General features: G+C 70.2%; 10 protein-coding genes. 5 read left to right on the top strand and 5 right to left on the bottom strand.

Going from position 1 to position 12,201, the window contains the following annotated elements; genetic code table 11:
- The first annotated feature begins 273 nt into the window (after positions 1–273).
- Positions 274–1,608 (top strand): NAD-dependent succinate-semialdehyde dehydrogenase, encoded by a 1,335-nt coding sequence (locus ACFYUS_RS06570; protein WP_388846572.1) that lies wholly within the window; start codon positions 274–276, stop codon positions 1,606–1,608.
- A gap of 941 nt (positions 1,609–2,549) precedes the next feature.
- Here ACFYUS_RS06570 and ACFYUS_RS06565 read toward each other — a convergent pair.
- From ACFYUS_RS06565 to ACFYUS_RS06550, 4 genes are all read right to left on the bottom strand, one after another.
- Positions 2,550–3,461, bottom strand: coding sequence for a carbohydrate ABC transporter permease (locus ACFYUS_RS06565; protein WP_388846570.1), 912 nt, complete (start codon positions 3,459–3,461; stop codon positions 2,550–2,552).
- Positions 3,458–4,375 (bottom strand): carbohydrate ABC transporter permease, encoded by a 918-nt coding sequence (locus tag ACFYUS_RS06560; RefSeq protein WP_388846568.1) that lies wholly within the window; start codon positions 4,373–4,375, stop codon positions 3,458–3,460. The genes ACFYUS_RS06565 and ACFYUS_RS06560 overlap by 4 nt, the downstream gene beginning before the upstream one ends.
- A gap of 35 nt (positions 4,376–4,410) precedes the next feature.
- Entirely contained in the window at positions 4,411–5,673 is a 1,263-nt protein-coding gene (locus ACFYUS_RS06555) for an extracellular solute-binding protein (RefSeq protein ID WP_388846566.1), read from the bottom strand.
- Between the two features lie 324 nt (positions 5,674–5,997).
- A complete protein-coding gene (locus tag ACFYUS_RS06550) occupies positions 5,998–6,798 on the bottom strand; it encodes a DeoR/GlpR family DNA-binding transcription regulator (RefSeq protein ID WP_388846564.1) in 801 nt (266 codons plus the stop codon).
- 366 nt (positions 6,799–7,164) lie between these two features.
- Between ACFYUS_RS06550 and ACFYUS_RS06545 the strand changes: the two genes are divergently transcribed.
- The 4 genes from ACFYUS_RS06545 (at position 7,165) to ACFYUS_RS06530 (ending at position 11,010) form a co-directional block, all read left to right on the top strand.
- The gene (locus ACFYUS_RS06545; protein ID WP_388846562.1) at positions 7,165–8,100 is read left to right on the top strand and encodes an ROK family protein; all 936 of its coding nucleotides are present in this window, start codon (positions 7,165–7,167) and stop codon (positions 8,098–8,100) included.
- Entirely contained in the window at positions 8,097–9,029 is a 933-nt protein-coding gene (locus ACFYUS_RS06540; protein WP_388846560.1) for a 1-phosphofructokinase family hexose kinase, read from the top strand. Before ACFYUS_RS06545 ends, ACFYUS_RS06540 begins: the two co-directional genes overlap by 4 nt.
- A gap of 75 nt (positions 9,030–9,104) precedes the next feature.
- The gene (locus ACFYUS_RS06535) at positions 9,105–10,055 is read left to right on the top strand and encodes an SIS domain-containing protein (RefSeq protein WP_388846558.1); all 951 of its coding nucleotides are present in this window, start codon (positions 9,105–9,107) and stop codon (positions 10,053–10,055) included.
- Positions 10,056–10,173: 118 nt separating this feature from the next.
- The gene (locus ACFYUS_RS06530) at positions 10,174–11,010 is read left to right on the top strand and encodes a ketose-bisphosphate aldolase (RefSeq protein ID WP_388846556.1); all 837 of its coding nucleotides are present in this window, start codon (positions 10,174–10,176) and stop codon (positions 11,008–11,010) included.
- Between the two features lie 167 nt (positions 11,011–11,177).
- Here ACFYUS_RS06530 and ACFYUS_RS06525 read toward each other — a convergent pair whose 3' ends face one another.
- Positions 11,178–12,188: an NEW3 domain-containing protein gene (locus ACFYUS_RS06525; protein WP_388846554.1), complete on the bottom strand. Its 1,011-nt coding sequence runs from the start codon at positions 12,186–12,188 to the stop codon at positions 11,178–11,180.
- Positions 12,189–12,201: the final 13 nt, after the last annotated feature.

The raw sequence follows: 12,201 nt of genomic DNA, 5'->3' as shown, positions 1-12,201 counted from the left end.
GGACGCACCTACGAATCCGGCGTCGGCGCGATCGGCACCCCCAGACCGCACCCGCCTCCACCCGGCCGGACGGCTGCTGCTGCTGCTGCTGGACGAGCTGATCGGCGCCGTCCTCCCCTCCGGGAGGCAGCCGTCGCCTTCGAGGACCTCACACCGGACGTCGGGATCCGCACCCCTCTGCAGCCGTCGGGCTCCCGACGCCGGCCCCTCGGCACACGTATGCGAGGAACCCGCCTCCGGCCGCCGCACTCCCCCACACCTCCTGGAGACTTGATGTACGCCGTCACCGACCCGTCCACCGGCACGACCACACAGACCTTTCCGACCGCGACCGATACCGAGGTCACGGCGGCCGTCGACGCCGCCCACGCGGCCACCGCCTGGGGACGGAACAGCTCCGTGGCCGAACGTGCCACGCTCCTGCGTCGGCTCGGGGATCTGCACGCCGAGCACCGTGCCGAACTGGCCCACAGCATCGTGCGGGAGATGGGCAAGCCGCTCGACGAAGCGGAGGGCGAGATCGACTTCTGCGTCGACATCTACCATTACTACGCCGACCGCGCCGAGGAGTTCCTCGCCGACGAGGAACTCGACGTCACCTCCGGCCCCGGCCGCGCCGTCATCCGGCGCAGCCCGGTCGGTGCCCTGCTCGGCATCATGCCGTGGAACTACCCCGCCTACCAGGTCGCGAGGTTCGCCGCCCCGAACCTCGCCCTGGGCAACACCATCGTCCTCAAGCACGCCCCGCAGTGCCCGGCCACCGCGGCGCTGCTGGAGAAGCTCTGCACCGAGGCCGGCTTCCCCGCCGGGGCGTACGTCAACGTCTACGCCACCAACGAGCAGATCGCCCAGGTGATCGCCGACCCACGCGTCCAGGGCGTCTCCCTGACCGGCTCGGAACGGGCCGGCGCCGCCGTGGCCGAGATCGCCGGACGGCACCTGAAGAAGGTCGTCCTCGAACTGGGGGGCTCCGACCCGTTCATCGTGCTCTCCACCGACGACCTCGATGCCGTGGTGGAGGCCGCGGTTTCGGCCCGCCTCGAGAACACCGGCCAAGCCTGCAACGCCGCCAAGCGGTTCATCGTCGTGTCCGACCTCCATGACCCGTTCGTCGAGAAGTTCACCGCCCGGCTCCTCGCCCGTCAGTCCGGCGCACCGCTGTCGTCCGTCGCCGCGGCCGAAGCCCTCGGACGCCAGGTGGACGCCGCCGTCGCCGCAGGCGCGAAGCTGCACACAGAGGGCGAGCGGAACGGCGCCCACTTCCCGGCCGGGGTCCTCACCGGGCTCACCACCGACCACGCCGCGGCACGCCAGGAACTCTTCGGTCCGGTCGCCATGATCTTCCCGGCGATCGACGAGGACGACGCGCTGCGCATCGCCAACGACACCCCCTACGGCCTCGGCTCCTATCTCTTCACCACGGATCCCGCACAGGCCGCGCGCGTCGCCGACCGCATCGAAGCCGGAATGGTCTTCGTCAACGGCGTCGGCGCCGAGGCGGCCGAGCTGCCCTTCGGGGGCGTCAAGCGCTCCGGATTCGGCCGGGAACTGGGCCGACCGGGCATCGAGGAGTTCGTCAACAAGAAGCTCATCCGCACCATCGCCTAGGTCCCGACGGGGGCAGCGCGGCGCCATGCCCAAGAGGTCGGCGTCACCACACGCGGTGTCCTTTCGTTGCTGCGGCGGACGCGCGCAACCGGCGCGCGTCCGGCGTGGGCCGCTACGGCCCCACGTTGATCCGGCGGATCAACGTGGGGCCGTTCCGTCATGAAGCCCCGGACACTGTCCGGTCTTCGGCCACGACACTGACGCCCTGGACTCGGCCGCGGCCCGTGCCCCGCAGTTCGAGCACCACCGCCGGTGACGCCCGCCGCGTCATGGCAAGAAGGACGGCGCCACGCAGGAGCAGGTGCTGCTCGCCCACCGGCCGCGGACCGAGGCTCCGCGGATCCTCATCCCGGCTGCGACGCGGACGTGGACGCACGGGTGCGCTCCTTCCGGGCGGCCCTGCGGCTCGGAGTGGAGCCGCACTTCACCGGTCCCCGTGGCGGCCACATCTCCACAGCCCCCTCCGCGGCGCGCCCCCTGGGACGAGATCGCCGCGAGGCTCGGCTACGGGCACCGTCGACGCCACGGCCTACGGCACACCGGGCCGTCCTGGTTCGCCGACGCGCTCTCCGCCCGACCGACCGCGCTGTGTGCCCCGCGGTCCTTGGCGGTCCTGATCGCGGTCACCACCTGACGCAGTCAAGCGGGTTGGTCCCCGGGCAGTCCCCGAAAACGAGTCAGGGGCCGTTTCAGATCTCTCTGAAACGGCCCGTCGTACACCGCCGCGCAAACCGTGTGATCCCCAAGCGGTCCCCACCCAAGGTCACAGATCTGCTGCCAGACGCTCCGTGAGACGTGTCGACGTCATGACCGGAGCGCCCCGACTCGACGACTCCGAGCGCTGCGCAGAAGTACCGCTCCCCCTCAGAGTGATCTTGTCAGCGACGTACTCGTCGCGTGACACGGTCGTCGGGCGCACGACAGGGAGCGGTCGGCACGGGTCACTTGACGGAGCCGGCGGTGAGGCCGGAGACGACCTTGCGCTCGATGAGCGCGAAAAGGATCACGACGGGCACGATGGCGATGACCGAGCCGGCGAAGAGGAAGTTCCACTGCACGGTGTAGTTGCCGATGAAGCTGTTGATGCCGACCGTGAGGGGCTGGCTCTCGGGAACGGTGGAGAGGGTCAGACCCATGACGAACTCGTTCCACGCGGCGATGAAGGTGAAGATCATCGCGGTGACGACGCCGGGCATCGCCAGCGGCAGGGTGATCCGCAGGAGCGCGCCCGCCCGGCCCAGGCCGTCGATCATCGCCGCTTCTTCGAGCGCCTCGGGGATGGACGAGAAGTAGGCGGTGAGGATCCAGATCGCGAAGGCCAGGTTGAAGGCCGCGTTGCAGAGGATCAGGGTCCAGACGGAGTTGAGCATGCCGAGCTGGTAGAACTCGCGGTAGAGGCCGACCAGCAGCGACGTCGGCTGGAACATCTGGGTGATGAGGACCAGCAGCAGGAAGAGCTTGCGGCCGCGGAACTTCATGCGCGCGGTGTAGTACGCGGCGGGGATGGCGACCAGCAGGACGAGCAGCGTGGATCCGGCGGAGACGAGCAGGGTGACCTGGAGGTTGTCCCCGAGGTGGGACTCCCGCCACACGTCGATGAAGTTCGCCCACTCGAACGTGCTCGGGAGGTAAGTGGCGTCGCGGAGTTCGTGGGCCGGCCGGAGCGCGGTGACGACCATCTCCAGGTACGGCAGCAGGAATACCGCGGCCAGAGGCCAGGCGACGGCCGCGATCAGCAGGGCACGGGGGGTGACGGACCGCGGGCGCCGCTTCCGCGGAGGCGCGGGCGCGGCCTCCGGGGCGGCACCGACGGGGGCCGCGGGGCGGGCGGGAGCGAGGGTGCGCTGGGTCATCGGTTCTCCTCCTGGTTCCAGCGGCTGGCCTTGAGGAAGAGGACGACCATGACCACGACGAGGACGAAGTTGACGACGGACATCGCCGCGGACTCTCCGATGTCGGCGTTCTTGAGCTGGTACATGAAGACCGTGGTGGTGGCGGTGTCACTGTCCGGGCCGCCGTGCGTCATGGACCAGATGATCGGAAACGAGTTGAAGACGTTGATCAGGTTGATCACCATGCCGACGAGCAGCGCAGGGCGCAGCAACGGCAGGGTGATCCGCAGGTACGTCTGCCAGTTGTTCGTGCCGTCCACCTTGGCGGCTTCGTAGACCTCGGTGGGGATGGTCTGGAGGCCGGCGAGCAGGGTGTACGTGGTGAACGGCAGCGAGACGAAGACGGCCACGAACATCATCCACGGCCAGGCGGTGGACGGGTCGCCCAGCCAGTCTCGGGGGCTGTCGATGAGGCCGAGGTCGGTCATCGCGGTGTTGAGGACGCCTGCCGTCTGGTTGAGCATCCACTTGAAGCCGATCGCGGTCATCACGAGCGAGGCGGCCCAGGGTGCGATCAGTGCCCAGCGGGTGACGCGGCGGCCGGGGAACCGCTGGTTGAACAGCTGGGCCAGCGCCAGGGAGATCACCATCGTCACGGTGACCACGACCAGGGTCCAGACCACGGTGGAGACCATGACCGAGGGCAGCGACGGCTCCGCGAACAGCTGCTCGTACTTGTCGAACCCGGCCGAGCCGCGGACGAAACCGCTGCTGCTGATCTTCAGGAACGACGTCCGGACCATCTCGTAGACGGGCCAGAGCACGACCAGGACGATGAGCAGGACCGCGGGGCCGATCCAGGGCAGCGGGCCGAGGCGGGCGAGGCCGCCCCGGCCCTTGCGGCTGGGGCGGGCGGCGGAAGAGGTGGTGGACACGAAGGTGCCTTCCGTGACGGTGCGGAGCGCGGGGCCTACTGGTCGGCGACCGCTGCCTCGGCCTTCTTCTGGAGCTCCCCCAACACCTTCGCGGGGTCGTTCACGGCGGTGCCGCCGCTCTTCTTGATCTCGGCGGAGACGGCGTCCCAGGTGGTGTCGCCCAGCGGGTAGAAGACGGCCTTCGGCAGCAGGGAGAAGAAGGGCTCCAGGTCCTTGTGCTTGCCGTTGGCCGTCATCTCCTTGAGGGTGTCCTCGGTGACCGGCATGAGGTTGTACGTCTCGTCGAACTTCAGCGTGTTCTCCTTGGAGTACGCGAAGTCGAGGAACTTCTTGACCTCTTCCTTGTGGCCGCCGTCCTTGAACGCCATCATCCAGTCGGCGACGCCGAGCGTGGACGTCAGGGCTCCGTCCTTGCCGGGGATGGGCGCGACGCCGTAGTCGACCTTGCCGTCCTTGGACATCTGGATCAGTGAGGGGTGGCCGTTGAGCATGGCGGTCTTGCCGGCAGCGAAGTCGGCGAACGCGGTCTTGCGGTCGGTGGTGGCGGGGTTGGCGTAGGTCAGACCCGGCTCGACGAGGTTCGACTTCAGCCAGGAGAACGCCTCGACGTTGGCCTTGCCGTCGAGCGTGTAGGCGCCCTTCCTGTCCGTGTAGCCGCCGCCGTTGCCGAGCTCCCAGATCAGCGACTCGCCCTGGGCCTCCTCGGGGCCGAGAGGCAGCGCGTACGGCGTGACGCCGGGGACCTTCGCCTTGATCTTCTCCGCGGCGGCCTTGAGGTCGTCCCAGCTCTTCGGGGCCTCGGTGATGCCGGCCTTGGCGAAGGTCTCCTTGTTGTAGAAGAAAGCGCGGGCCGAGGACACGAAGGGTATGCCGTACTGCGTACCGTCGACCTCGCCCGCCTTGGAGAAGCTGTCGATGAGGTTCGCCCGCGTCCTCTCCGAGAGGACTTCGTCCGCCTTGTACAGCAGGTCGTCGGCGACCTTGTCGGCGTATCCACCGGTCTGGAGGACGTCCGGCACGTTGCCGCTCTGGATCATCGTCTTGACCTGGGCGTCGATGTCGTTCCAGTTGATGACCTGGACGTCGACCTTGATCTTCGGGTTGGCGGCGGTGAAGCGCTTCGCCACGTCGTTCCAGTAGGACGTCGAGCTGTTCGACGCCTTGTCCCCGTAGTCCGCGGCGACGAGCTTCAGCGTCACCTCTCCGTTCGCCGAATCGCTGCCGCCCTCGCCGCCACCGCAGGCCGTGAGGGTGAGCACACCGATGGTGCAGGCCGCCACGAACATCCGCTTGTTCATCGTCAGTAACCGCCTTCGTATCTGCCGATCGTCAGGACGATGCGGCCGGTGGGGTGCAGGAACCGCAGCAGCCTCGGAGCTTGCATGAACCTGGATTATCTTCCAGGTTTTCGCTCATTAACGAGCATCTGCCGTGGCCAAAGTAAACACGATGGCGGCCTTCGGTACCAGGGGCTGTGATGCGAACGATGCACAATCAGGCTGGAGTCGGGCGTTTCACGACTCCGGTGCGGGCATCACGTCCGCGGAAAAGGCACCGCCCCCGTACGCCGTCGGGCGTGCGGGGGCGGTGAAGCATGCGGGGCGCCCGTCGGGGCACCCCGCTCAGACGGTGATCACTTCGATGCCGGCCTCAGTGAGCTTGGCGGCCATGTCCGGGGCGATGCCCGCGTCCGTGACGATGGAGTCGATGCGGTCGAGGCCGCAGATCCTCGCGAAGGCGCGCTTGCCCATCTTGGAGGAGTCCGTCGCCAGGATCACCTTGCGGGCGCGCTCCGCGAAGAGCCGGCTGATGCCGGCCTCGTCCTCCTGGTGCGTCATGACCCCCAGCTGCGGATCCACCCCGTCGACACCGAGCACGGCGATGTCGAGCACCACTTCGCTGAGCACTCCTGCCGTCAACGGCCCCACCAGCTCGTAGGTCTGCGGCCTCGCCACGCCCCCGGTGACCACGATCTTGAACTGCGGGCGGACCGCAAGCTCGCCGGCGATGTTCAGGGCGTTGGTCACGACCGTGTACAGGGGGCCGGAATGGCCCTCTCCCGACACACCCGCACCCCCACGCGTCCGCAGGGCCAGCGCGCGCGCCACCTCTGTGGTCGTCGTGCCGCCGTTGAGGCCTACGACGTCCCCCATGCTCAGCAAGTCCGCCACGGCCGCGGCGATCCGCCGCTTCTCGGAGGCCCTGCGGGACGACTTGTACCGCAGGGGGAGCTCGTACGACACGCCGTGCGCGATCGCCCCGCCCCGCGTGCGGACGAGGAGCCGCTGCTCGGCGAGCTCGTCGAGGTCCCGGCGGATGGTGGCGGGTGAGACGTCCACGGCGACCGCGACCTGCTCCACGTCCAGCTTGCCCTCGACTGCCAGCAATTCGAGCAACGTGCTCCACCGCGCCTGCTTGGACATTGCCGCAACCCTTCTGTGCCCCTGAGACGTTCGAACCGCACGCTCGGGTTCTCGGCCGCCTGTGTGCCTGGAGGCGCTTGGAGGCGCCCGAACAGGGACCGCTGGACCGAAGGGAGCCTGCGCGAAGTTGATCGTAGCGCGACAACATCGAGCATCACCCCGGACGGCGTTTCCCGCACGCGAGACGGCCCCGCGCCTGTCCGCCGCCCCATGAACGACCCTTCCAGACCTGTCCAACGATCATCGATCCTGAAAGAATACGCGCGCTTCATGCTTGCAGTGCGCATAATCACTCACCCTGGATGGTCGTCAGTTATGGACGTCAGCACCTCAAGCGCCTCGCCCGCGAGCGGTCTCCCGCCGTGTGTGCTCGCTCTCGACGTCGGCGGGACCGGCATGAAGGGGGCGGCACTGGACCGTGCCATGCGTCCGGTCGTGTCGCTGCGCCGCCCGACGCCGCGCGGCGACGGACCGACCGCCGTGGTCGATGCCATCGCCGAGACCCTGCTCGCGCTGGAACGGCTGGCCGCGGAACGGGGGCTACGGGTCGCACACACGGGTGTCGTCGTGCCCGGCATCGTGGACGAAGGTCTGCGTCGGGCCGTGTGGTCGGCCAACATCGGCTGGCGCGACCTCCCGCTCGCCGCCCTCCTCGAATCGCGGACGGGGCTTCCCGTGGCACTCGGGCACGACGTACGGGCGGGCGGCGCGGCCGAGTGCGCCCTCGGCGCGGCGCGGGGCGCGCGGAACGTGCTCTTCGTCGCGGTGGGGACGGGCATCGCCGCCGCGCTGGTCACCGACGGCAGGCCGGTACGTTCGGACGGATTCGCCGGGGAACTCGGCCACGTGAGGGTGCGCGGGGGCACGGCATGCGCCTGCGGGGGGCACGGCTGCCTGGAGACCTTGGCGTCGGCACGCGCCGTCGCGAACGCCTACACCGCGCATACCGGCCGGCGGGCCGCCGGCGCCGCGGACGTGGCCGCACGCGTGCGGGAGGGCGACCCCGTCGCCCGGGCCGTCTGGGACGACGCCGCGGACGGCCTGGCGGAGGCGCTGGCCATGGCCACCAGCCTGGTCGCCCCCGAACTCGTCGTCCTCGGGGGAGGTCTGGCCGAAGCCGACCGACTCCTGCTCGATCCCGTACGGGACAGGCTGGCGGCGCGGCTCACCTTCCAGCGCGCCCCGGCTCTCGTCCGGGCCGGCCTCGGGGACCGAGCGGGTTGCCTGGGCGCCGGCCTGACCGCCTGGCAGGCGGTCGACCACCACTCCCCCACCCCCTTCACAGGAGCAACCACACCATGATCGTCACCGTCACGCTCAACGCGGCCCTCGACATCACCTGGGAGGTCGCCGAGCTGCGACCCGGGGCCTCGCACCGTGTCCTCGCGGCGCACGAGCGCGCCGGCGGCAAGGGCATCAACGTGGCACGGGTACTCGCGTTCCTGGGACACGCGCCGGTCGCCACCGGACTGGTGGGAGGACCGACGGGCCGAGCGGTGCGCGAGGATCTGCGTGCCGCCGGAATCCGTGACTCCTTCGTCGCCGTGGCGGGCGACTCCCGGCGTACGGTCGCGGTCACCTCGCGCGAGGACGGCGACGCCACCGTATTCAACGGCCTGGGCCCCGAAGTGACCGCCACGGAATGGGCGGCGTTCGTCGCGCACTACACCGCCCTGGTCCAAGGCGCGAGCGTTGTCGTCCTGAGCGGCAGCACTCCCCCGGGGCTGCCCGGGGACGCCTACGCCCGCCTGATCCGGATCGCGGCCGCCGAGGGGGCGTCGACCGTGCTGGACACGTCGGGCCCGGGCCTCCTCTCCGCCCTGGAGGCCGGCCCGGACGTGATCAAGCCCAACGCGGCCGAGATCGCGGAGGTGACCGGCTGCGAAGACCCGGCGAAGGCGGCCTCGGAGCTCCGCGCCCTGGGCGCCCGGACCGTCGTGGCGTCAGCGGGCCCCGACGGCCTGTACGCCATCACGCCGGAGGGGGCGTGGCGGGCCGCTCCGCCGGAAACGCTCTTCGGCAACCCGACGGGCGCGGGAGACGCCTGCGTCGCCGCGATCGCCTCGGGTCTGGCCGACCGCTCGGCCTGGCCGGTCATCCTGTCCGAGGCGGTGGCCCTGTCGGCCGCCGCCGTGCCGTGTGCGGTCGCCGGCGAGATCGATTCCCCGGTCTACTCCCGGTTCCGGCGCGAGATCTCCGTTCAGATGCTTGAAACTGCGCAGAAAAGCTGACTTTCAAGCATGTGTTGACACGTAAACCGCTCGCAACAGAGCATGGTCATCGACCCTACGAACCCAAGGAACCGCGTGACCACCTTCGAGAGTTCCCGCACCTCCGTCGAGATCACCTCCCAGCCGGACACCTGGCGCCGTGCCGCCGAGTCGGTCGCCCACTTCTCGGATGCCCTGCCGCGTCGGGGTGAGCGCGTCGCGGTCGTCGGCTGCGGCACGTCCTGGTTCATGGCCCTCGCCTACGCGGAGCTGCGCGAGGCGGGCGGGCACGGCGAGACCGACGCCTTCGCCGCCTCCGAGTTCCCGCACGGCCGGAGCTACGACCGCGTCCTCGCCATCACACGCTCCGGCACCACCACCGAGGTCCTGGACCTGCTGACCCGGGTCAAGGGCACCGTGGCCACCGGCGCCATCACCGCCGACCCCGCGACCCCCGTCATGGCGGCCGCCGACGCCGTCGCGGTCCTCGACTTCGCAGACGAACAGTCCGTCGTGCAGACCAGGTTCGCCACCACGGTCCTCGCCCTCCTGCGGGCGCACCTCGAAGCCGAGAGCGCCCTGCCGGCCGGTGTTCGCCCGCTGACCCAGGCCGTCCAGGACGCCGAGCGCGCCATCACCGAACCCCTCCCGCCCGCCGTCCGCGACGCCGAGCAGTTCACCTTCCTCGGTTCCGGCTGGACCTACGGCCTCGCCCTCGAAGCCGGACTCAAGATGCGCGAGGCCGCCGGGGCCTGGACGGAGGCGTACCCGGCCATGGAATACCGCCACGGCCCGATCAGCATCACCGGCCCGGGCCGTGTGGCCTGGCTCTTCGGTGACGCGCCGCGTGGACTCGCCGACGACATCGCCCGCGTCGGCGGCGTGTACTCCGCCGCGTCCGGCGACGCGGGCGACGCCCTCGACCCGCTCGCCGACCTCATCCGCGCGCAGCGTCTCGCCGTCCACCTCGCCGAGGCCCGCGGTTACGACCCGGACCGTCCCCGCAACCTCACCCGCTCCGTGATCCTCGAAGGCTCAGAAGCCTGAAGTCCGCCGGCGTCGCCCCGGCCGGCCGGTGATGTGGACGACACCGTCCACATCACCGGCCGTTCCCCATCGCCCCTCCCCTTCCCGCACCTTCGTCACCGCTTCATGGAGAACCCCCATGCCTCTGATCCCCACCGACGACATCGTCGGGCCGGCGCGCGCGGCCAACACCGGTGTCGGCGCTTTCAACGTCGTACAGATCGAGCACGCCGAGGCGATCGTCACCGGGGCCGAGCGCGCCGAGCTGCCCGTCATACTGCAGATCAGCGAGAACACGGTCCGCTACCACGGCTCCCTCGCCCCCATCGCCCTCGCGACGCTCGCGATCGCTCGCGCCGCCGCCGTACCGGTCGCCGTCCACCTCGACCACGCCGAGTCGGCTCCGCTCGTTGTCGAGGCCGTCGAACTCGGCTTCACCTCAGTCATGTTCGACGCGTCCAGACTTCCGTACGCTGCGAACGTCTCCGCCACCCGTCTGATCACCGACCACTGCCACCGGGCCGACGTCTGGGTCGAGGCGGAGCTCGGCGAGGTCGGCGGCAAGGACGGCGCCCACGCCCCCGGCGTCCGTACGGACCCCGACGAGGCCCTCGCCTTCGCGGAGGCGACGGCCGTCGACGCGCTCGCCGTCGCCGTCGGCAGCTCGCACGCCATGCTCACCCGGAACGCCGTGCTCGACCTGGACCTCATCGCTCGGCTGAAGGAGTCCCTGGACATCCCGCTCGTCCTGCACGGCTCTTCCGGCGTCGACGACGCGGACCTCGCGAAGGCCGTCGCCGCCGGAATGACCAAGGTGAACATCTCCACCCATCTCAACAAGCTCTTCACCCGCACGGTCCGCGAACGGCTGGAGGCGACCCCTTCCGTCGCCGACCCGCGGAAGTACCTGGGCCCGGCGCGCGATGCGGTGGCGGCCGAAGTGGCGCGACTGCTGGGTGTCCTCGCCGGCTTCTGACCGCCCCGCTTCGTCGCCGTTTCCCACGCGGAACGCTCGGCCGGGGAGCCCCGGCCGAGCGCCTGCGGAGACTGCTCGCGTTCTGATCGACCGAACCCTCGTTGCAACGACCCCTCGAACGCGTCATCGTCACCCGGGGCCGTGCCCGGTCGTGGTCCTGGCCTGGGTCAGGGCGCGAGGGCCATGTCGAAGATGTGCACGGCGCCGTTGCTGGGCAGGACCACGAACGCGACCTGCTTGGCGGGGTCCAGCGGGACGGCGTGGGCGAACACGCGGTACGCGATACCCGCGTTGCCGTATCCGTCGGGGCGGTTGCGGCCGTCGGACGAGGCGACCAGGGTCGCGCCGTGGTCGTTCGCGGGGGCGAAGGACCAGTTGGGGAAGCCGAACGTGCCCGACGTGGTGGTGCCGTCCTTGTAATGGACGGTTGCGCTGCCGGTCGCGCCGCTGCCCACGCCGGATCCGAGGAAGACGAGCTTGCCGCCCGAGCCGGACAGCGCAATGGCCTGTCCGGCACCGGAGACGTTGTTCTTGGTGCCGGGCGCGACGTCCGGCCAGGTCAGGTGGGCGCCGAGAGCGTTCACGCTGCCGCCCCGGGTGAGGCCGACGGCGGCCAGCTTCTGTGCCGAGAAGCTGTTGCCCTCGCCGTCGTAGTTGCCGGCGGCGGTGGCGTCCTCATCGGTGATGGCGACGTTGTTGTACGCGGCCGCCAGGTTCGCCAGCGGGGTGCCGCTGAGTTCGGATCGCGTGGCCGTGGCAGAGCCGAGAGCGTCCCCGCCACGGTAGGTCGCGGTCGCGCTGAAGGTCCACTCCTTGAATCCCGGGCGGCGCTCCGGCACCTGGATGTGGAAGACGGCCTGTGCCGTGGCTCCGGCGGCGAAGCTCCCGTCGACCTCTTGGACGGAGGGCTGTACGGCCCAGCCCACCGGTCCGGCGAAGGAGATCTTCAGTGACCGCATGCGGTCGGGGCCGGCGTTCTTGACCGTGACCTTCACGGTGGAGATCGCGGGCCCGTCGAGGTCGACCGGGGAAATGCCCACTTCCGTCTTGACGTCGGCGCTCGGGGCGGAGGCCGCGGCGGGTGCCGCCGAGGCCTGCGTGGGGGCGAAGAACAGGCCGACGGCCGCCGCGAGGGCGACGGCTCTGAGGGGGCTCGTCCAGCCGCGTGGCTTTCTCATGTCTTCTCCTGTG

The organism is Streptomyces sp. NPDC004284 (assembly GCF_042874035.1).
Lineage (GTDB): Bacteria > Actinomycetota > Actinomycetes > Streptomycetales > Streptomycetaceae > Streptomyces.
This window is presented reverse-complemented; position numbering and strand designations above follow the sequence as displayed.

Bases quoted from the DNA above. Each gene is read 5' to 3' on its own strand.
- ACFYUS_RS06570 (WP_388846572.1), top strand. From the start codon at position 274: ATGTACGCCGTCACCGACCCGTCCACCGGCACGACCACACAGACCTTT.
- ACFYUS_RS06565 (WP_388846570.1), bottom strand. From the start codon at position 3,461: ATGACCCAGCGCACCCTCGCTCCCGCCCGCCCCGCGGCCCCCGTCGGT.
- ACFYUS_RS06555 (WP_388846566.1), bottom strand. From the start codon at position 5,673: ATGAACAAGCGGATGTTCGTGGCGGCCTGCACCATCGGTGTGCTCACC.
- ACFYUS_RS06550 (WP_388846564.1), bottom strand. From the start codon at position 6,798: ATGTCCAAGCAGGCGCGGTGGAGCACGTTGCTCGAATTGCTGGCAGTC.
- ACFYUS_RS06540 (WP_388846560.1), top strand. From the start codon at position 8,097: ATGATCGTCACCGTCACGCTCAACGCGGCCCTCGACATCACCTGGGAG.
- ACFYUS_RS06530 (WP_388846556.1), top strand. From the start codon at position 10,174: ATGCCTCTGATCCCCACCGACGACATCGTCGGGCCGGCGCGCGCGGCC.
- ACFYUS_RS06525 (WP_388846554.1), bottom strand. From the start codon at position 12,188: ATGAGAAAGCCACGCGGCTGGACGAGCCCCCTCAGAGCCGTCGCCCTC.